Raw genomic sequence first — 20,859 nt, forward strand, 5'->3', positions numbered from 1 at the left:
CTACCTGCTCCATAAAACTTATACAAAACTTGCCTTAGCTAGTTAAAGCTGTTTACTTCCTGCTTCTTCCGGAACTGTCGGCAGCACTCCGTCCACAGGCAGACACCGTAGAGCCTACGGCGTTTCTCAAATTAATTGCTGCGTTTAAATCTCTGTCGAGACTTAACCCGCACTCAGGACAGTTATAAGTCCTGATGTTCAGTGGCATCTTTTGACGATGCCCACAGCTTGAACACAGTTGAGATGATGGGTAAAATCTGTCAACCATGACTAACTGTGAGCCATACCATTCACATTTGTATTCCAGCTGTCTCTTGAACTCGTAAAACCCTTGGTCAGCAATAGAGGCAGCTAGCCTATGATTAGCCATCATTCCAGATACATTTAAGTCTTCAATCACTACCGTGCCGTGGTTCTTAGCTAAATAAGTAGTGAGTTGGTTTAATGTATTTTTGCGGATATTAGCTACTTTTTGATGTTTCTTAGCTAGTCGATTTACTGCCTTGTACCAATTGTTTGAACCTTTAATTTTTCTAGATAGGTCACGCTGGCATCTGACTAGTTGCTTAAAAGCTTGACCATAGGGCAATGAACCTGGGAACACAATGCCAGTGCTGAGTACAGCTAATTCCTTGATTCCTAAATCCACCCCTACCACATCTTTTAATTTGGGGGTCGGTAATGCTTCGTGTTCATAATGAAAACTCACATACCAACCGTCAGCTTGCCTAGAAATAGTTATTTTCTTGGTGGTTATCTGTGGTAATGGCTCATAAGTTTTCACCCAACCTAACTTGGGTAACTTATGTCTTATGCCTGATAATTTAATCGACTTACCAGAGTTGTCAATCGTCAAACTGTCATTTCTCCCTTTCTTTTTGAATTTTGGATATCCTCCTAGCCCCTTGAAGAAACGTTTATAGGCAACGCCTAGGGAAATAAAAGCATATTGATAGACTTTAGAGGATAGTTGATTCATCCAAGGGTACTGGGGTTTGACATGGTTGGTAAAAAGCTTCCTCAGCTTACTTGCTGATGGTTTTAGACCTTCTGAGTAAGCTTGCTGCCATAAAGCCAGTCCCCAGTTATAAACCCACCTATAATAGCCAGCATGTTTAGCCATCAAAGTTTTTTGGTGATTATTCAGTTTTAGTTTGGTCTTGATAGCTTTGTGCATGTTTAATAACCCTTAGTGATGTTTTTCGTGTTTTTGTTGCCACTCCACTCTCATTGATATTTCCTGACGACCAGTTATGGTCACAATTTTATGGCACACCCATTTATAGATTATTTTGGCTCATATTTGTTTTAAAATGAACCAAAATTAGCTCATATCCCTTGGATTAACTGGACTATTAGTGATCTAAGCCAAAACTATCACCAAAATTACCATTACTAGAGTTTAGTGCTTAGCTCGATTTGTCGCCAACTACATCACTAAGGGTTACTGATTAGGTTTGCTGATAGTCAATGGTTGCTGGCATCCATAAAGCCATTAAACCATCAACACAGATATATAATCTCCCCCATAATAGTTGACAACCAAATCAGTTGCCTGACCTCCCCTTTTGGGGTAGTGCCGATTTTTTGGTAGGACTTTAACACTTGCCGATCACCTAGCCAATATTAATGGGGATTACTGGTCAGTTAACTCAATTTAGATGCTTGATGCCCCGTCACCAAGGGTGGGGGGTGCTGACTGGGGTTTTGTTCTTGTTCAACACCAACACTAGTCTTAACACAAAGTTGTTGGCAAATCCCAACAACTAGGATTTTTAGCTTTGGGGATGGGGTTTGGGTATTTAGCTAGTATTCACAAAATAACTGAGGGGTCAGACCCCTCAGTTATTCTAGTACAGGATTTCACTTATGGCAATTTACATATAAGTAAGGTAAACTTGCTATCACAAAAATTCTAAAGGTACGCTCTTACCATTAAGAATTAAATTCGCTACAGGTGCGCTTTCCGTGATGGCGAACGCGCCCCGCGTGACCTACGGTCAAGGGATTGCTCGCCATCACGGGTCGCACCTCCGGGTCGCACCTAAAAGATGCCCCTAATTCCTTGATCAAAGCGCTCCAGGAAAGTCCTCTTCCCTAGAGCAGGAAGTAACAACACAACTTGATTGTCCCCAGTCAGAGGTTTGTCGGGAAGTTTTAAACCTAAAGTTGGTTTTAAACCTAAAGTTGTCAGATAATCAGATAAAGTGAATCAGCTGCTCTGACAACTTTAGGTTGACAATCAATCCTCGTATGAGGAGGGGATAGAGTTCAACGACCAATTCCCAAATAGGAGAAACCAGCACGTTCTAGCTGGGTCCGATCTAGGCAGTTGCGACCATCAATGATCACCGGATAGTTCATCAGCTCGGCCATTTTACCATAGTCGAGCTTCTGGAACTGATCCCAATCTGTAACTAAAACTAAAGCATCACAGCTATCAGCCAACCGTTCTGGATCGGTTTCGACAATCACGTTAGATAGACCATGACGCATGCCAGTTTGGGAAATAATTGGGTCATAGGCTTTGACCTTGGCTCCGAGTCGGTTTAGTTCTTCCACCAGATTTAGAGCAGGAGCATCCCGCATATCATCAGTATTGGGCTTAAAGGTCAAACCCAACAGTCCCACTGTTTTACCTTTGAGGATTTTCAGCTCTTTCTGGAGTTTTTCAAGGGCAAGTAGACGTTGGCGTTTGTTGACACTGACAGTGGCTGTCAGCAAATCTGCTTCATAGCCGTAATCTTCAGCGGTATGGAGTAGTGCTAAGACATCTTTGGGGAAGCAAGAACCACCCCAGCCAATTCCTGCTTGTAAAAACTTGTTGCCAATCCGGGAATCTAAACCAATTCCTTGGGCAACTTGGGTAACATCAGCACCTACGCGATCGCAAATATTGGCAATTTCATTAATAAAGCTAATTTTAGTAGCCAAAAAGGCATTAGCCGCATATTTAATCATCTCAGCTGAGCTGAGGTCTGTAGCTAGTACAGGAACTGGGGGAAGGGATTTGTCTTCGGCAAACTGGCGTTCAACAATTGGTTGATACAGTTCCTTCATCATTGCGATCGCTTGTTCGCTATTGCCTCCTAGGACAATACGGTCTGGATTAAAGGTATCGTAAACTGCTGAGCCTTCTCGGAGAAACTCTGGATTACTGACCACATCAAAATCCGCCGTAATGTCTTCTGCTGGTTCAGTTTCAGCTTTACCTCCTGCAGTTACCAAAGATTTCTGGCGTTCAGCTACCCCATCTAGGACAATCATCCTCACCCAATCTCCAGAACCAATGGGTACCGTTGATTTGTTGACAATTACTTTGTAACCATCCTTGAGATGGGTTCCAATCCCTCTGGCAACAGCTTCCACATAACGAGTGTCACTTTCTCCAGTAGGTAGGGGGGGAGTTCCCACTGCAATGAATAAAATTTCCCCATGGTCTACCCCAGCCGCCAAATCTGTGGTAAACTCAATTCTACCTGCATTAGCTGACTCTTGCATTATTTCCGACAGTCCCGGTTCGTAAATGGGGGACTGTCCAGATTTCATCAGCTTAACTTTTTCTTCGTTGTTGTCTACACAGATTACATGATGACCGATATGGGCTAAGCAAGCGCCAGTTACTAAGCCCACATATCCTGTACCAATTACACAAACGCGCATGGACCTATGCCTCAATTAATATAAACTTCAATCGTTAGTAAACGTTAGGAAAGTCTCACGGTTGGAGCCAAAGATAGTATTGGCACCCTGACCTGAGGTTGATTGATTTAATTAAATCTGATTGTTTTACTCTTGAGCAGTTAAACGCTTACGGAAATCGGATACTGTCAAATCTAACCCTTCTGACAAAGGAATAGTAGGTTCCCACCCTAGTAAGGTTTTAGCTTTACTAATGTCTGGTTGGCGACGTCGGGGGTCATCCTGAGGTAGAGGCTTAAAGATAATTTCTGTATCAGGATTGACCATTTTTTGAATCGCCTGAGCGAGTTCTAAGATAGTGTATTCTCCAGGATTCCCGAGATTAATCGGTCCGGTATGGTCATTATTCATAAGTCGCATTAGTCCTTCTACTAAGTCGGAGACATAGCAGAAACTGCGGGTCTGTGAACCATCACCATAAACGGTTAAGGGTTCCCCCTTCAGAGCTTGCACCACAAAATTGCTAACGACTCGCCCATCATTTTCCAGCATTCGAGGACCGTAGGTGTTAAAAATGCGGGCTACACGAATGTCTACACCATTCTGTCGATGGTAGTCAAATGCGAGGGTTTCTGCCACTCGCTTGCCTTCATCGTAACAACTGCGAATCCCAATGGGATTGACATTACCCCGATAATCTTCTGACTGGGGATGGACATCCGGATCCCCATATACCTCAGACGTGGAGGCTAATAAGAATCTCGCCTTCACCCGTTTGGCTAACCCTAACATGTATAGGGTACCCATGACATTGGTTTTGATAGTCTTGACGGGATTGTATTGGTAGTGAACTGGGGATGCTGGACAAGCGAGGTGGTATATTTGATCAACTTCTAACCGAATTGGCTCAGTGATGTCGTGACGGAGCAACTCAAAGTAGGGGTGTGACAGCCATTTGAGGATATTCCGTTTGTGGCCAGTATAGAAGTTATCCAGACAAATAACTTCATGACCTTCTGCCATCAAACGATCAATTAGATGGGAGCCGATAAAACCAGCCCCACCAGTAACTAGGATTCTCATGCCACTGAACTTTTGTGATGTGAAATCAATCCTAAACTAACCTCTGAATTTAACAGTGTCCAGTTAGACAATTTTTACTTAATTTATGGCAAAAAGTCCGGATATATATCTCTCCATATAGTTTTTTACCTACCTTGAAAACCAATTCCGTAATTCCCGAAGGTGATCATCGAATTCTCTTGGCTGACTGGTTGAAAATTACGCTAGTTGGTAGTAAGCATTCCGAGATTAGTACTAGGCTTTCAGGTCTGGACTTTTAATCACTGAATCCCCCCTCTAACCTTGGTCAAGACGTAAGACTGCCATAAACGCTTCCTGGGGAACATCAACAGTGCCTACAGCCTTCATCCGCTTTTTACCTTTTGCCTGCTTTTGGAGAAGTTTTTTCTTCCGGGAAATGTCACCACCGTAGCATTTAGCCAATACATCTTTTCTCAAAGCCGGAATATGTTCACTAGCAATGACTCGACTACCAATAGCGGCTTGAAGAGGAATTTTAAATTGGTGCCGGGGAATGAGTTCCTTGAGTTTTTCCACTAAGGTACGACCCACATAGTAAGCTTTGTCTCGGTGAACAATTACTGCCAGGGAGTCTACAGGCTCCGCATTAATCAGTAGATCCAGCTTGACTAAGGGATTATCTCGGTAACCAATGAGCTGGTACTCCATACTGGCATAACCCCGAGAGCGAGACTTCATTTGATCAAAAAAGTCAGTAACCACTTCTGCTAGGGGTAATTCATAAATTAAAGTAGTCCGTCCTTGGGCAAGATAAGTCATATCCTTAAAATCCCCACGGCGGCTTTGACAGAGTTCCATCAGAGTCCCAACATAGGTTTCTGGAGTAATCATTTCTACCCGGACATAGGGTTCGGCAATTTTTTCCCGTTCTTGGGGGGATGGCAGAGTACTCGGATTATCAATTTCAAGGACTTCTCCCTGATTGGTAGTCACTTGATAGACCACTGAAGGGGCGGTGGTGATTAGCTCCAAATCATATTCCCTTTCCAGGCGCTCTTGAACAATTTCCATGTGCAGCAAGCCTAAGAAACCACAGCGGAAGCCAAATCCCATGGCAGAGGAAGTTTCTGGTTCGTAGTTCAGGGCAGCATCATTGAGTTTGAGCTTATCTAATGCTTCCTTTAAATCCTTGTACTGGTCAGCATCAGTGGGAAACAAGCCACAAAAAACCATCGGTTTGGCTTCAGTGTATCCCGGTAAAGGGTCAATAGCTGCTGCTTTTGCTAAAGTAATGGTGTCACCCACACGGGCATCGGCTACCGCCTTAATGGCAGCAGCTAGGTAACCAACTTCACCAGCGTGGAGTTCATCGACTTGGACTTGGTTAGGGGAAAGCACCCCTAGCTCATCAATTTCGTACTCCTTGCCAGATGCCATCAAGCGAATGCGATCGCCTTTTTTTAGAGTGCCATCGACCACTCTAAAATAAACGATTACGCCACGATAAGCATCATAGTAACTGTCAAAAATCAACGCCCTTAGGGGTTGGTCTACAGTATCGATTGGAGGTGGAATTAGATGTACAATAGATTCCAGGATTTCTTGTATGCCTATACCTTCCTTGGCTGATGCTCGAATCGCTTGGCTACAATCAAGACCAATGATATCTTCGATTTCGGTACTTACCCTTTCCGGTTCAGCTCCAGGCAAGTCTATTTTATTTAGAACTGGAATAATTTCTAGATCGTGTTCAAGGGCTAGGTAAACATTTGCTAGAGTTTGAGCCTCTACACCCTGGGATGCATCGACTACCAACAGTGCTCCTTCACAAGCCACTAGTGAGCGGGACACTTCATAGGAGAAATCCACATGACCGGGAGTGTCAATTAAATTGAGAACGTACTGGTGACCATCGCTAGCTGTATAGTTCATCCGAGCTGCTTGCAGCTTAATCGTAATTCCCCGCTCCCGTTCCAAATCCATATTGTCCAGGAACTGTTCTTTCATCTGGCGGTCGCTTACGGTACCAGTAGCTTGCAGTAGGCGATCAGCTAAGGTCGATTTCCCATGATCAATGTGGGCGATAATCGAAAAATTACGAATATGAGAGACAGGGGCATCAGTCATAAGCTATTGGTATAAACCCAGTCAATAACTGGTCTATTGAGTTCATGCTTCACTTAATGTATTTTAATGTTTTCCGTCAGAGGTAAGGGTACTATCCCTGGAATGGTTATAACTGACCCAGCGTAATTGTCAGTTATCGTAAAGTTATATTAGTAGTGTTATTAGCCCATTGATTATGAATGATCATGCCTTACATCAAGAGGGTTTGCTTGAAAACCACCTTGAGTCTACCAAAGCTACTAACGTAGCGCTATCACGTTCAGCTGACAAAGAAGAAATTTCTATTCATTTGGATACGGAACTCTTGGATCAAATCAAACACTTGACTAATGATCCGAGTAAAGTAATAGAAACGGCAATTCGTCAATGGCTCAGGGGTGAAAGGGGAACAGATCAGGAATTAGCCCGTACCTTTGACCGAAATCCGCCCCTGCCCCCCCGAGGTGAGTGGAACGATTGATAGACAAGAGGTAAAGGCATCTACTTTGAGACGTTGCCATTGGCTCGTGCGTTAGGGTTGGGTGGTTGCATTTACATGTTGAAACGGGAACTGAGGCTCCCGGTGTTGCTTGTAGTTTCCAGGTTTCTTTTAATGGCTGCACCTGTGAATTTTCAATGTTTTCAAACTGGATATATAAATAATAGGCAATCCGCTAGTGCACAAGGTGATTCTAACTTTTTGCAGGGTTTAGGGTGTGAGCTGGTGTATACTCAAGAGGCATCGGGTAAATGCCTTTCTTTTTACTGGCAAGCTGCTGAGCAATATGGTCTGAGTTTCACACAAGTGGTGGGACTTCCCCTAGAAGATGCATTCTGCCCGACTGAAGCCGAAGCCTACCAAGAGAGGCTTCAGAGAATTTTGAGCCAGCGAACCCCTGAACGTTGTCTTCAATCGTTTTGTTACCAGGACAGATCCTTTGCCTTTGAGTTGGTGATTAGTCCTATTTTGCCAGCGGATGGCGAAGCAACAACCGTTCTAGTTATGGGTCACTTGTTGCCGGAATCATCAACATTGGAATGCCGGGAATCTCCTACAAGCCTAAGTGTAGACCCCCATCAAAAATTACTCACCAAAATTTCCGGGCAGATTCGTCGTACTCTCGATCTAGATACCATTTGGCAACAAACTGCCAAAAGTCTAGGGGAGGCACTCCAGGTAAGCCGTTGCCTCGTCTGCTATTACAAACCAGACGCACGGGTAACCAAGGTGCAGGCAGAATATTGCCAACAGCCCTTGCGGTCAATGGCCAAACAACTGCTACCCTTAGATTCTGAGCCTTACCTCGAACAAGCCCTCACTAGTCAGGAACCACTGCTGGTAGAACACATTGTTGCTGGTGAATGGGAACAGTTGTCTGTGTTGGTGGTTTCAACCTCCTATAAAGATGAACCTAATGGTTTGATTTGCCTACAGCAGTGTGATCATCGCCGTCAATGGAGTGCCGCAGAAATAAAGTTAGTGGGGGAATTGGCTGAACAAGTCGGCACAGCGATCGCTCATGGCACCCTTTACAAGGAGCTAGAAATAGCTAGTGAAAGGGCTGAAGAAGCCTCTCGCCACAAAAGTGATTTTCTGGCTAATACTTCCCATGAGTTACGCACCCCTCTCAATGGCATGATTGGGTTTCTCAAGTTGGTTCTTGATGGCATGGCAGACGATCCACAGGAGCAACGGGATTTTATCCAAGAAGCCTACAATTCTGCATTGCATCTGCTAAATATTATTAATGATATCCTCGATATTGCCAAGATTGAAGCGGGGAAAATGGAGCTAGAACTGGCTCCAGTAGAATTAGAGTCTCTGTTTAGAAAAGTTGAGGACTTTACGGCCAATCAAGCTGAGCTCAAAAACCTCAGCCTCAGAATTGAAATGCCTGATGTCTATGATGGCATTGTTATGTATGGTAACTATCAAAGGCTGCTACAGGTGATGTTAAACCTAGTGGGCAATGCCATTAAGTTTACTGATGAAGGTGGGGTGACTGTTAGTGCTGAGGTGATCCGAAAGAAGATAACTTTCAAAGGTACGGAATTCCCAGGATTGGTTAAAGTTCGAGTTGCCGATACTGGCATCGGTGTTTCCCTAGACCAGCAAGACCGGCTGTTTCAAACATTTACCCAAGTGGATGGTTCCCGCACTCGGCAATATGGCGGCACAGGTTTAGGTCTAGTCATATCCCAAAAGCTGATTGAAACCATGGGGGGTGTGGTCAATTTTTTCAGTATGGGGGAAAATTTAGGGTCAACAGTTACCTTCACTGTACCTCTTTATCAAGTTCCTGTGATGGTTTCCAATCAACCAACTGATATCGATTAACCATCCATCCTTGACGTTACCCTTACAATCACCACCCCCAGTAACTTTGGCATGATCAAGGGGTGATAGTTGGTAAGCTTAGCATTGGCTTAGGGGGTTAGCTTAAGGCTGGCAAGCTTAAGCGATCTCCTCTGCTGGAGAATTAGATCAAATCTGGTTAAATAACCATACTTCCTGCTGACGATAACAGGGAGAGCAGCTGTCAGAACTATGGAATTAAAATAAAGTCAGCTGATCCTGTTAATCGTTAATAGTTTATTATTTAGAAAACCTAACGGTAAGATTAGCAAACTTTTTATGGAAAATTTCAACTAAACTTACCTATACTTATTCCAAATCATGATAAATTTGGGAGTAATGGTTAAAAATGATTTTTAGCTTAAAGTTAGCTTAAACTACCTCACCCAATTTAAAGATTCTATATCAAGCAGTAATGCTATAATAACCAGCGTCAGAGATTAGTGAATGAGTAGTCTTTGGATAAACTATCGGTTGACTTAGCAAGACTATGATCGAAAACGCAACAGCTCGTGAAGTATTCCAGGCGGCTTACGAAAACCGCTACACCTGGGACGACAATTTTCCTGGTTACAAAGCTGACCTGGAAATTAAGCAAGGTGATGAAGTATACACTGGTCAAGTTCGCATTAATGGTGATCACAGTGTTGAAGTCAGTGGGTTTGATGATGAAAAGGTCAAAGAAAGTGTCTATAACCAGATGCGGGATATTGTGACCCACCGCAAGCGGTCATCTTTTGAAAAAGCCCATGGTAAAAACCAATTTAGCTTTGGTGAAAATGATTCTACTGGTGCAGTAGAAATTTTTGTCAAGGGTGATGCTATGGGCTCTAACTATAAAGTCCGAGGAAGGGAAATTTGTCATGTCAGTCGGGTTATGGGTCCGATGGCTTTTACAATTAATACCAACGATAGCCTAGATACAGGAGAAGGGTATATTTCCTCAGGCTACAATGCCATTTTTCGCAATGCCAAAACGGGTGATTTGATGGCTAAACGAGAGTTTGAGGACAGGTTCGATAAAGTTGGTGATTATTATATTATGACTCGTCAAGTGGTTTATGCCATTGAGGAAAAAGGGCGGACAGCTACTGAATTCAACTTTTCTAATATCAGGTTACTCGAACCAGCTATGGTTTAAGCTATGGTTTTAAGCATTCAGCTCATGCGCTACGCGCACGCGTGCGCGTTCAGCTGTCAGCCGTCAGCCAAAGGCTGAATGCTTACCTTTTATTTAAGGGGGAGGATAGTTCAAACATAACGATCGCAAAACTCTAATGCCACAGATACATTGCTGGTTTGCTGCGGATAATCAACAACTGGGCGAGTAATGATAACTAGGGAGATGCCTAACTCAGCAGCTAGGGCTCGTTTAATATCTTCTCCCCCAGCAACCCCAGATGCCTTGGTGACAACAACAGAGATGTCCCAGTGATGCCAGAGTGCCTTTTCCAACTCAGCTGGTACCGGAGGGCGCAGGGCAATAATTCGATTTGGGCTAAATCCAGACGCGATCGCTACATCGATGGCAGTAACACTCGGCAGAATCCTGGCGTATAGGGTTGACTGGTCTTGCCAGCTACGGAATAAGGGTAAATTTTTGTAACCGATGGTCAGCAATACCCGCTGGTGATGGAGATAGTTACCAGCAATCAGGTCTTGGAAACTATTGAGATAAATTATTGGTGAATTGTCTAGTTCAGAACTTACCTGAGAATTTAGCTGTTGCCGTTCAAAACGCAGGTAAGGTATATGCCGAGCACAAGCCGCTGAAATCGCTATTTGGGAAATTTCCACTGCATAGGGGTGAGAGGCATCTAGGATCGCTACAATACCATGCTTCTCCAAAAACTGCTCTAGCCCATTTGTATCTAAACGTCCGACTTGAACCCTTAAATTTGGGGTTTGGGGATAGAGGGATTTGGCCGCCGTTGTGGTAACTGTTACTGTACAGGGAATCCCCCTGGACGCGATCGCATTTGCCAGAGTCACACTTTCCGTGGTTCCACCAATCAGCCAAATACCGCCACTGCTATCTAGCACTCCTATCTGCCCTTAAGGGCTTTAGTAAAGTTTTTGCGATAGGACTTATTGGCAACGATTAAAGCTGGCCACAACAGTGACAATGCTATCCGATTGGTTAAGCTCCGGCTGAAGTCAGTGCGCTCAAACCCCCTCCAGAATTTCCACACGCCGTACCCATAGACTACCAGTAACCCTAAGACAATTAACTTAGCCATTCATCAAAAATCTTGCCATATTTTGAAACCCCGTCTCAAGTCAGATAGGCCTCTCGCCTGACAGGGAGGAAAAGCGAGCCCTTGGGGCAGTTTTAACTACCCTTGATCAATTTGGGTAGAACACATTTGGCTATTGTGACATGCTTTTTCACCTCCGGTGCTTTTTATAAGATAATTTTTATATTAATGATAATTTTACCTTATCAAGCCAGTGTTAGACCATGACCTCAATACCATAAGTGTGTAGGTTAATCAACCGAATTGATTCGGATTACAGCTCCTAGTAGCATTGATCCAGATCCAGTTTCTCTAGTCTTCATTTGTGGTGTCACCCTTAGGAGTTACAGACTAGCCAAACTCAGTAGTGATCATTACCTGAATGAAGAAGCAGCGGGTTAACGCGCGATCTTTCTTCTGAGGTCGGAGGAAACTTGGCGACACCAGTGTCGTTAGTTATAGTTCCGCCAGTCTTTGTCGAAAGCACTCTTTTATGAATCACTATCGACGCTAGCATGCCAAAATCACGGTTTTGAGATCAAGTCACTGTTTGTGGAGGTGAGTAAACAGCTAGAAAAAATGTCCCATAGTCTACCAAAAACTCTGATTATTTGTGAGAGTTAAATTATGGTAACACCGACACGGATGATTATGTAACTTAAATTAAAGCCGAAAACCAAGGTAAAAATAGTTGCGCTTAAATCCCGGTGGAACGAACTTTTTTGACATTTTTATGGCGCTCGCGGGATATTCCGTCAGAGAAGCGCGGAGATACCCCCTGGATGCTATTGCATCTTGCATTGGCGGGCTAAAGTCTACGAGGGTAGATTTTGGTAGCTAAAAAGTATCGGAAAGTACTTCACTAAAAAAAGCCCATAACAAGACAAATGAACGTAGACAAGATGATCAAACCCCTTAACGGGTTAAAAGAGGAGGAATTATGCGAGCAGTGCTGATGGCTGGTGGTTCAGGAACACGGCTGAGACCGTTGACCTGTGATCTGCCCAAGCCCATGGTGCCAATCCTGAATCGACCCATTGCTGAACATATCGTTAATCTACTCAAACGGCACAATATCAATGAGGTCATTGCCACTCTGTACTATCTCCCAGATGTCATGCGGGACTACTTCCAAGACGGCAGTGACTTTGGGGTAAAGATGACCTATGCGGTAGAAGAAGAACAGCCTCTGGGGACTGCAGGTTGTGTTAAAAATATTTCCGAATTACTCAATGAAACCTTTTTAGTCATTAGTGGCGATAGCATCACCGACTTTGATTTGACTGCTGCGATTGAATTTCATAAAGCTAAGAAATCAAAGGCGACATTAATCCTAACTCGCGTTCCTAATCCCGTTGAGTTCGGGGTGGTGATCACCGATAAGGAAATGCGCATCCGCCGATTTTTGGAAAAACCTTCGACCTCAGAAATTTTTTCCGATACTGTTAATACTGGCACTTACATTCTCGAACCATCGGTTCTAGAGTACCTGCCATCAAATGAGGAATGTGACTTTTCCAAAGACCTGTTTCCGAAACTCCTCGCGAAAGATGAGCCAATGTATGGCTATGTGGCTGAGGGATATTGGTGTGATGTCGGTCACCTGGAGGCTTACCGAGAAGCCCAGTATGACGGCTTAATGAATAAGGTCACACTAGACTTTGCTTACCCAGAACAATCCTCAGGACTGTGGGTGGGACAAAATACCTATATCGACCCTACTGCCAAGATTGAAACCCCAGTACTAATTGGTAGCAACTGCCGGATTGGTCCAAACGCCCACATCGAAGCAGGAACAGTAATTGGCGATAATGTTACCATCTCTGCCTACGCTAACCTGAAACGACCGATTATTTGGAATGGAGCGTTGATTGGTGAAGAGGTTAATCTGAGTGCCTGCACCATTTCCAGGGGAACCAGGATAGACCGTCGTGCTCAGGTTTTCGAAGGTGCCGTTGTCGGTTCCCTGTCTAAAGTGGGAGAAGAAGCTCAAATTAGTCCCACTGTAAGGGTTTGGCCAAGTAAAACTATAGAATCAGGTGCAACATTGAATATCAATTTAATTTGGGGCAACACTGCCCAACGGAATCTTTTTGGTCAGCGGGGTGTCCAAGGCTTAGCCAACATCGATATTACTCCGGAATTTGCCGTTAAGTTGGGAGCGGCTTATGGGTCTACCTTAAAACTAGGCTCCCAAGTATCACTCTCCCGTGACCAGCGTAGTATCTGTCGCATGGTGACCCGGTCTTTGATTGGGGGATTGATGTCTGTGGGTGTCGATGTCCAGAACCTAGATGCAACTGCAATTCCTGTGGCTCGAACCGTGATACCAACCCTAGGGGTTGAGGGGGGTATCCATGTGCGAGTGCATCCTGACCGACCAGATCATATCCTGATCGAAGTTATTGATGCCAAGGGAATTAATGTCAGCAAGGGTAAAGAGAAAAAAATTGAGGGGGCTTACTTTAAAGAAGACCTAAGACGAGTCCAGATTAATGATATCGGTAATGTTAACTACCCGATCCAGTTAATCGATATCTACGGTACTGCTTTTGAGAAGCATCTCAATGTAGAGGCAATTCGCAACAGTGGTTCTAAGGTAGTTATTGACTATGCTTATGCCGTGTCTGGTGCGGTGTTACCCCGACTGTTAGCAAAATTTGGCGCTGATGCAGTAGTCCTCAATGCCAGTTTGAAACAAACAGCTATCTCGGCAGAAGAACGAGAGAGTTTGCTCAATCAGCTGGGTCAGGTGGTCGAAGCCCTAAAAGCCAATTTTGGCGTCCAGGTCTCTGCTAATGGGGAACAGCTGATTTTGGTGGATGAATCGGGAATCTCGATTCGAGGTGAGATATTGACTGCACTGATGGTCAATATTATGTTAACATCTAATCCCAGGGGAACTGTGGTGGTACCAGTCCAGGCATCAAGTGCGGTGGAACAAATTGCCCGACGCCATGATGGCAAGGTGATCCGCACCAAATCTAACCCCACAGCACTGATGGAAGCTTCTCAAAGCAACCCCAATGTAGTATTGGGAGGTAGTTGGGACATGGGCTTTATTTTCCCCCAACTACATCCAGGCTTTGATGCCATGTTTGGAATCGCCAAGTTGATCGAGATGCTGACAGTCCAAGAGCGATCGCTTGCTGATATTCGCGCTGAGCTCCCCCGGGTATGGTACAAAACCGTTACCCTGCGCTGTCCTTGGACAGTTAAGGGTAGCCTGATGCGTCATCTGGTGGAAACCCATCCCAGTGAGCAGCTCGAACTTGTTGATGGCGTTAAAATTATCAACGCGCAAAATGATAACTGGGTGTTGATTTTACCCGATGCTGGCGAACCCTTAGTTCATATTTTTGCCAACAGCGATGACCGGGATTGGGCCGAGGAAAACCTCAAGCATTATCGCAACCATGTTCAGGAATTCGTTGAACAAGAACAAGGTGTAGAAGCGCAACCTTCAGCCGTGTCATAAATCCGATTTATCGGCTGTTAACAGGTAAGCTATCAGCTATCAGCTATCAGCTATCAGCTATCAGCCAAAGGCCTGTGGTCACGCTACGGGAACAGTTTATGCCCATAGCGCAAGCTACACCGAACAGCTTTTGAATAAAATAAGCTGACGGCTGATAGCTGACGGCTGAATGCTTACGTTAATAGGCATAGCGGTGGCTTTCCTCAGAGTGTTTGTAGAGCTCAGAGGAAAGCCGCTACGCTATTGTTGTTAGTTAATTGTTGGTAGGTTAAGTTCTATCAAAGAAAAGCCAAGAGTATTGGTACGCTTGTTCTATAATAAGGAGTCAACACTGAAAGGACAAGGGAGATACGAGGTCAATAACCCCACCCTATAGAGGGATGGGGCTTGCATAAACAATCAATTATGCGTGTTTGACTAGACCATTTGAGCCGAGTTTTGGTACGAACGTTTGAATACTTCCCCAGTTCAAACCTCTTTAAAATTGTGTTGTCAGTTGCTGTTGGACAGGACATCTTAAATTCGGTGGTCGTTCGCGTAGCGTGGCCTACGGCCAGGGGACGAGTCGTCAACTCAAATACTTTTCTCGTGAGGTTTATCACCATGTTACGAGTTCCAGTTATTTCTCCCGATGGGAGACCATTAATGCCAACTAAAGCCTCTCGTGCTCGACGTTGGATTAATAAAGGTTTAGCTGTTGTTTACCAAAACGACCTAAATGTTTTTGCTGTTCAGTTAGTCAACAAACCGTCTGGAGAAGAAACTCAGGACATTGCTGTTGGTGTTGACCCTGGAAAACTGTTTTCTGGTATTGCTGTTCAGTCAAATAAGACTACTCTTTGGACAGGGCATTTAGTGTTGCCCTACAAGAAAGTTCGTGATTCGGCAGAGCCGACGCTACGCGAACGCATGGATACTCGACGAATGATGCGTTCGCGTAGCGTCGGCTTCGCCGAAAGAACTCGTAGAAGTCGTCGAATAAACCGCAAAGTACGTTACTCGCAAAGGTCTCATAGACAAAAACGATTCTCGAACAGAAGAGAAAAAAAAGTTCCTCCTTCAATTCGAGCTAATCGTCAGCTAGAACAACGGGTAATCAAAGAGCTTAGCCTTTTGTATCCATTAAGAGTCATTGTCTACGAAGTAGTCAAAGCAAGAGGTAGTAAAGGATTTTCTCCTGTGATGGTAGGTCAATATTGGTCAATATCTCAGTTAGAGAGAATAGCTCCAGTTATTCAAAAACAAGGCTGGGAGACTGCCCTTAAAAGGGAGGCTCTAGGACTGGTCAAGGACAAGGCTGACAAAAGTAGGCTTTCAGTTAACACTCATGCAGTAGATGGGATTGCTTTGGCTGCTACCCATTTCTTCCGGCGCAAAAACTATTATCACAGCAAAGGTAAGCTAAGTGTCCCAAGAAACTGTGACGTGACTGATGCTACCTTTTCTGTTATCAAACGTGCCCCCATAAGCCGCCGTCAATTACATTTGTTGCAGTTTTATAAAGGTGGAAAACGGCGCAAATACGGCGGTACAACTACTAGCCATGGTTTTCGTAAAGGAGACTATGTTGAAGCTGTCAAGGCTGGGAAACAAGCACGAGGTTGGGTAAGCGGCGAAACAGCAAGACAGGTTTCCGTTAGCGATATCAACTGGAAGCGAATCGGACAATTCACTGCCCGGAAAGTCCGACTATTAAAACGTTCGACGGGCTTAATTGTAAACCACTAATTGGAGGCGCGGCTTTCCTCCCCACCTTAAGAAGGATGGGGTATCCAGCCGCGAAGATTTGATGAACAGCTGCATTTTAATGGCACAAATTATTCAGGATCCAGAACTGCGTTACACCTCAGAGAATCAGACACCGCTGACTCAGATGCTAGTACAATTCTCCGGTCTCAAGGCTGAGGAATCCCCATCAACCTTAAAAGTGGTAGGTTGGGGGGAATATTTGGCTAATGAAATTAAAACAAACTATTCCACAGGCGATCGCGTGGTGATTGAAGGGAGCTTAAGGATGAATGTGATTGAGCGACCAGAAGGGTTCAAGGAAAAACGGGCAGAATTGAATGTTTCCCGGATTCACAAATTGGGAACAGATGATCACTTCGAGCCACAAGTCATGGCCTCGGACAGAACTTTCAACCATACCCCAGAACCATCCCGTCCCCAAACCCATGATAAGGTTGTATCCATGGAGCAACATCGGATGTCGTCATCTGTTTCTTTTCCTAGCAATACCGAACAAGATTTTGCTTATACCAGCACTGAACAAAATACTGAGCAAAGTTTTGACTCTTCTTTTGGGTCTTCATCTCCTCAAAACCCAACGTCTGGTAGCCCTAGTCATCAACAAGATTTAGATGATATTCCCTTTTAGTTATTAGGAGCAAAGATTATAGCGTTTATCATAGCTATGAGGTACACAAAATTTTTACCTCTTCCCTCTTTTCCCCTCCTGGGAGGGGTTAGGGGTGGGTTCCTGCTCCCTGCTCCCTGCTCCCTGCTCCCTGCTCCCTGTTCCCTGCTCCCTGTTCCCTGTTCCCTGTTCCCTGTTCCCTGTTCCCGACTTCTGCAAGAAGTCTATTAAATTGTGTTTCAACTCCTTTACGTACTGATCTATGCCCTCCAGCCTTATCTAAACCTGATTTGTTTTTGTTTGGCTTGGGGGCTAATGATGATTCTAGCTTGGAGCGTTTTGTCAGCAGTCCGAGACAGTTTTGCTGTTGCAAAACGACTGCATCAAATTCCCTGTTCTAACTGTCAGTTTTTTACTGGTGATTATCGTCTTAAGTGTACCGTGCATCCCTCTGTTGCTAATTCTGAAGCAGCCATCAATTGTATGGACTTTTGTGAAAAAAATAATTACATGACAAGAGTTTAAAAGACTCGACGGTAATGCCATGGGCTTCATCCTTGCTAGTGGGGAGGAAGCCTATATAGCAATCCTAAATTATGTAATGTATTTGTAAAATCACTGGAATTGTTAAAAAGTGGTGCCTTCTCCCTTACGTTCTGCCATCTGCCGTCTGCTTCCTGCCTTAAAGCAGACCATTTCTTTCACACATCAGATAGGATGGCTATATATAGCCATCCTAATGAAAGCATGCGTGATGGATAACAGAATTACTTACCTCACAACTGCTGACCTTGATTCCACCAGGGCCATCGTTTTAGCGCAAGCAAGCGGTCGAACTTATGATGCTTTTGATAAGCAAAACCCTGCTGAGTGTCTTGAGGTGTCTCCACCGGATGGTTATGATTTTGTAGACTACTGGACTGGTGTTGATGCGATTTTTAATAAATACAAAACTGTTGAGTGTTATGGTCTAGTGTTTCGATCTCAGCAGTCTCCTTACACTTATATATTTGCCTTTAGAGGTACTTCTTCGACAGAGGATTTAATAGATAATTTTGGTATTAATCATACAACATTTGTACCTTATCAGGAAGATGTTGTAGTTCCATCTAAGCTTAGGGTTGAATCAGGTTTCTACCATATCTATTCCAATAGTGATGGGAACACACCCTCGATGCATAATCAAGTGTTTGCCCTAGTTGATAAATATCAAGCATCTGAAAAACCGATCGATACTCTGTATATTACTGGCCATAGTTTAGGCTCTACACTGAGCACTTTCTTCACACTTGATATGGCGTTGTCTAGACCAGATATCAAGTCTGCAAGCTACAACTATGCTTCCCCTCGTGTAGGCAACCAAGCATTTGTAGAATTTTATCAACAACAGGCACCTCAACAAAACCCGGAGACACGAACTATTCGTATCCAAAATGTTTATGATAAAGTTCCTTGTGTCCCATATAAACCTGAAAGATACCAGCATTTGCCCTATGCCTATCTAGTTTCATTTTCTCGAGACAACTTAATGGGTAAATTTGAGATTATCGACAATCATCATCGCAAAAATTATAAAACCGTTTTGAATTGTGCGTTGGAAAGTGAAAGTGGCTTTTGTGATAAAACCTTTGACTACGATCAGGGCAAAACGATGAAGTCGGTGAAACCAGATCCTAGTACAGTCTGTACATATTGGTAGCTCTTGGTCTGGGGATGTATAGCGTTTTTCAATTTGGTGAGGTACAGAGTTTCTGGTTTTAGGGAGCAGGGAGCAGGGAGCAGGGAATAGGGAAGTGGGAACAGGGAACAGGGAAGTGGTAAAACAATCCTGTGTATTTGGCTGATAGGTTACTTTATTATAGCAAATCAGTAATTTGTATTTTATCGTTACAATCTCCGCGCTGATTAAACCTTGTCTATTTTAGAAGCTACTGCTCCCAGCGCTATTGTTAAAATTACTAGTTATAGCTATTCTCTCTGCCATGAGGTAAAAAATGATCCCCCTAAATCCCCCTTAAAAAGGGGGACTTTGAGGTTGATAAGCGTACCTCATAAATGCAATAAACGCTATCACAAAATACTAGTAAAAAAAAGCAATTTTCTGAAAGAGACGCTACGCGAGTCACGTAAACCTTCTGCGCTTATGCGATTGACCTGCATGTCACCCTACGCGAGTCACGCGAACCTTCCGCGTTTATGCGATCGCTAATTTTATAAAAGCGATTATTTGAACGATACACTACGCGATTGACCTGCATGTCACCCTACGCGACCGCTTCCGCTAAAAGCGATTCTCTGAAAGAGACGCTACGCGAACGCTTATTTTTTATTAATCCTAAAACTCCCAAAAAAAACTTTTTAAAACCCTTGACAATTAAAAATATAATCATTACAATAATCAATATAAACCGAAATGAGATTTTTTATAATGTCACAACAATTCAGCCAAAACTTCAAGAAACAACCTGCTCAGCACACTCTGAAAGGTTCTCGTCAATCAGTACTTTATAGTATGCAAATGCTGTATGCCCTAGGCTATGCGGAGATTGCGGAATGGACTCCTCTGGAAGCGACTGATGTTCCTGGGGAAGTTATCACTACAATCACCAAGTATTGGTTGTTGCCATAACACTTTAAATTTCTGGGGGGGTTTCCCCCCCGGGGGCCTTGGTTTTGGTCTGGTTTTGTAGCGTGACCTTTGGCCAAGCAGAGCAGGTTAGGTTTGCTAATTTTGTGACATCAAGATTTGAAATAGTCGTGGATAGTATTTCTGCGGCTATTTTTTTTTTCTTTACTCCCTACTCCCTACTCCCTACTCCCTGCTCCCTGTTCCCTGTTCCCTGTTCCCTGTTCCCTTTGCTATATAATTTACAAAAATAACCTTTAATTCAAAAGCGATGGAAACTCAAGACTTAAAAACACTTATCAAAGAAAGCATCCGAGAAGTTTTGAGAGAAGAAAGACTCTTACTCTGTCATATGTTAATGCTTTACGTTAGTGATCAAGAGCAACAAGACCTTGACACTACCTTTGGTTTACCTCAAGACTATGAGACTGAAGACGTGACTGATCTGACCGATTGGATTAAAAATGACTATTAAATTCCGCAAGAGTGCGATTAAATTCTTAGAGTCTGCTGATAATTAAACTATTCCCATTACAGAAATTATTCAAACTCAATAAGCTTGGAAGTAAGAATTCAGCCGTCAGCCGTCAGCCGTCAGCTAAAAGCTCACGCTACTTGAGGTGCCGTCAGCTTATTTTATTTAAAAGCACCGATTACGCTACGCAGACGCTGCGCAAACAGTAGCCTCGCTTATGGCCAATAGCTGATAGCTGAATGCTGATAGCTGAATGCTTACGGAATAATTATCGCTCCAGTAACGCTCAAGGAATTTAATCTAACGATTTAAAGGGTTAGCTATTAGGATAAAACGTTGATTTACTATAGTTTTTTATGACAATTCGTGAGCGTTGAAATGTTTCTAATAATCCCTGTATAAATTGTTATAATTCTTGTTCCCGACTCCCGACTCCCGACTCCCGACTCCCGACTCCCTGCTCCCTTTACACTAAAAAACTATGTCCTAAACTATACTTCCGTTGCTATAAATCCTGAACCCTAAAACGTCAGTAGAAC

Annotated in this window: 18 protein-coding genes; 12 read left to right on the forward strand and 6 right to left on the reverse strand. The window is 43.8% G+C overall.

Features of this window, described 5'->3' with window-relative positions; all coding sequences use genetic code 11:
* Positions 1 to 52 precede the first annotated feature (52 nt).
* The 4 genes from F6K57_RS03660 to lepA form a co-directional block, all read right to left on the reverse strand.
* A complete protein-coding gene (locus tag F6K57_RS03660; protein ID WP_293027131.1) occupies positions 53 to 1,177 on the reverse strand; it encodes an RNA-guided endonuclease TnpB family protein in 1,125 nt (374 codons plus the stop codon).
* Between the two features lie 1,094 nt (positions 1,178 to 2,271).
* Positions 2,272 to 3,663: a UDP-glucose/GDP-mannose dehydrogenase family protein gene (locus F6K57_RS03665; protein WP_293027134.1), complete on the reverse strand. Its 1,392-nt coding sequence runs from the start codon at positions 3,661 to 3,663 to the stop codon at positions 2,272 to 2,274.
* Positions 3,664 to 3,789: 126 nt separating this feature from the next.
* Positions 3,790 to 4,725: a UDP-glucuronic acid decarboxylase family protein gene (locus tag F6K57_RS03670; protein ID WP_293027137.1), complete on the reverse strand. Its 936-nt coding sequence runs from the start codon at positions 4,723 to 4,725 to the stop codon at positions 3,790 to 3,792.
* A 276-nt stretch (positions 4,726 to 5,001) separates the two neighbouring features.
* Entirely contained in the window at positions 5,002 to 6,813 is a 1,812-nt protein-coding gene (lepA, locus tag F6K57_RS03675) for a translation elongation factor 4 (protein ID WP_293027142.1), read from the reverse strand.
* Positions 6,814 to 6,988: 175 nt separating this feature from the next.
* Between lepA and F6K57_RS03680 the strand changes: the two genes are divergently transcribed.
* The 3 genes from F6K57_RS03680 to F6K57_RS03690 all read left to right on the forward strand — a co-directional run bounded on the left by F6K57_RS03680 (position 6,989) and on the right by F6K57_RS03690 (position 10,289).
* Positions 6,989 to 7,273 (forward strand): hypothetical protein, encoded by a 285-nt coding sequence (locus F6K57_RS03680; RefSeq protein ID WP_293027147.1) that lies wholly within the window; start codon positions 6,989 to 6,991, stop codon positions 7,271 to 7,273.
* Positions 7,274 to 7,348: 75 nt separating this feature from the next.
* On the forward strand, positions 7,349 to 9,130 hold the full coding sequence (locus F6K57_RS03685; protein WP_364301188.1) for an ATP-binding protein: 1,782 nt from the start codon (positions 7,349 to 7,351) through the stop codon (positions 9,128 to 9,130).
* A 508-nt stretch (positions 9,131 to 9,638) separates the two neighbouring features.
* A complete protein-coding gene (locus F6K57_RS03690) occupies positions 9,639 to 10,289 on the forward strand; it encodes a DUF3386 domain-containing protein (RefSeq protein ID WP_293027154.1) in 651 nt (216 codons plus the stop codon).
* 110 nt (positions 10,290 to 10,399) lie between these two features.
* Here F6K57_RS03690 and F6K57_RS03695 read toward each other — a convergent pair whose 3' ends face one another.
* Together F6K57_RS03695 and F6K57_RS03700 are read right to left on the reverse strand one after the other, a co-directional pair.
* Positions 10,400 to 11,191 (reverse strand): cobalt-precorrin-6A reductase, encoded by a 792-nt coding sequence (locus F6K57_RS03695; protein WP_293064894.1) that lies wholly within the window; start codon positions 11,189 to 11,191, stop codon positions 10,400 to 10,402.
* A 2-nt stretch (positions 11,192 to 11,193) separates the two neighbouring features.
* Entirely contained in the window at positions 11,194 to 11,388 is a 195-nt protein-coding gene (locus F6K57_RS03700) for a hypothetical protein (protein WP_293039745.1), read from the reverse strand.
* A gap of 937 nt (positions 11,389 to 12,325) precedes the next feature.
* On the opposite strand from F6K57_RS03700, the gene F6K57_RS03705 reads away from it, so the two are divergent.
* The 9 genes from F6K57_RS03705 to F6K57_RS03745 all read left to right on the forward strand — a co-directional run bounded on the left by F6K57_RS03705 (position 12,326) and on the right by F6K57_RS03745 (position 20,320).
* Complete coding sequence (locus F6K57_RS03705; RefSeq protein WP_293064896.1) at positions 12,326 to 14,863, forward strand: mannose-1-phosphate guanyltransferase; 2,538 nt, start codon at positions 12,326 to 12,328, stop codon at positions 14,861 to 14,863.
* A 603-nt stretch (positions 14,864 to 15,466) separates the two neighbouring features.
* Positions 15,467 to 16,591 (forward strand): RRXRR domain-containing protein, encoded by a 1,125-nt coding sequence (locus tag F6K57_RS03710; protein WP_293044894.1) that lies wholly within the window; start codon positions 15,467 to 15,469, stop codon positions 16,589 to 16,591.
* A gap of 61 nt (positions 16,592 to 16,652) precedes the next feature.
* Positions 16,653 to 17,240, forward strand: a complete 588-nt coding sequence (locus F6K57_RS03715) for a single-stranded DNA-binding protein (RefSeq protein ID WP_293029693.1) — start codon at positions 16,653 to 16,655, stop codon at positions 17,238 to 17,240.
* A 36-nt stretch (positions 17,241 to 17,276) separates the two neighbouring features.
* Entirely contained in the window at positions 17,277 to 17,450 is a 174-nt protein-coding gene (locus F6K57_RS03720; protein WP_293064899.1) for a hypothetical protein, read from the forward strand.
* Between the two features lie 84 nt (positions 17,451 to 17,534).
* Positions 17,535 to 17,744 (forward strand): hypothetical protein, encoded by a 210-nt coding sequence (locus F6K57_RS03725; RefSeq protein ID WP_364301113.1) that lies wholly within the window; start codon positions 17,535 to 17,537, stop codon positions 17,742 to 17,744.
* Positions 17,745 to 17,856: 112 nt separating this feature from the next.
* Entirely contained in the window at positions 17,857 to 18,918 is a 1,062-nt protein-coding gene (locus tag F6K57_RS03730; RefSeq protein ID WP_293064905.1) for a lipase family protein, read from the forward strand.
* Positions 18,919 to 19,647: 729 nt separating this feature from the next.
* Positions 19,648 to 19,848 (forward strand): hypothetical protein, encoded by a 201-nt coding sequence (locus F6K57_RS03735; protein ID WP_293044890.1) that lies wholly within the window; start codon positions 19,648 to 19,650, stop codon positions 19,846 to 19,848.
* A gap of 62 nt (positions 19,849 to 19,910) precedes the next feature.
* Positions 19,911 to 20,099 (forward strand): hypothetical protein, encoded by a 189-nt coding sequence (locus F6K57_RS03740; protein WP_293064907.1) that lies wholly within the window; start codon positions 19,911 to 19,913, stop codon positions 20,097 to 20,099.
* A 17-nt stretch (positions 20,100 to 20,116) separates the two neighbouring features.
* Positions 20,117 to 20,320: a hypothetical protein gene (locus F6K57_RS03745; RefSeq protein ID WP_293044886.1), complete on the forward strand. Its 204-nt coding sequence runs from the start codon at positions 20,117 to 20,119 to the stop codon at positions 20,318 to 20,320.
* Positions 20,321 to 20,859: the final 539 nt, after the last annotated feature.

This window comes from Moorena sp. SIO4A5, from assembly GCF_010672005.1.
Lineage (GTDB): Bacteria > Cyanobacteriota > Cyanobacteriia > Cyanobacteriales > Coleofasciculaceae > Moorena.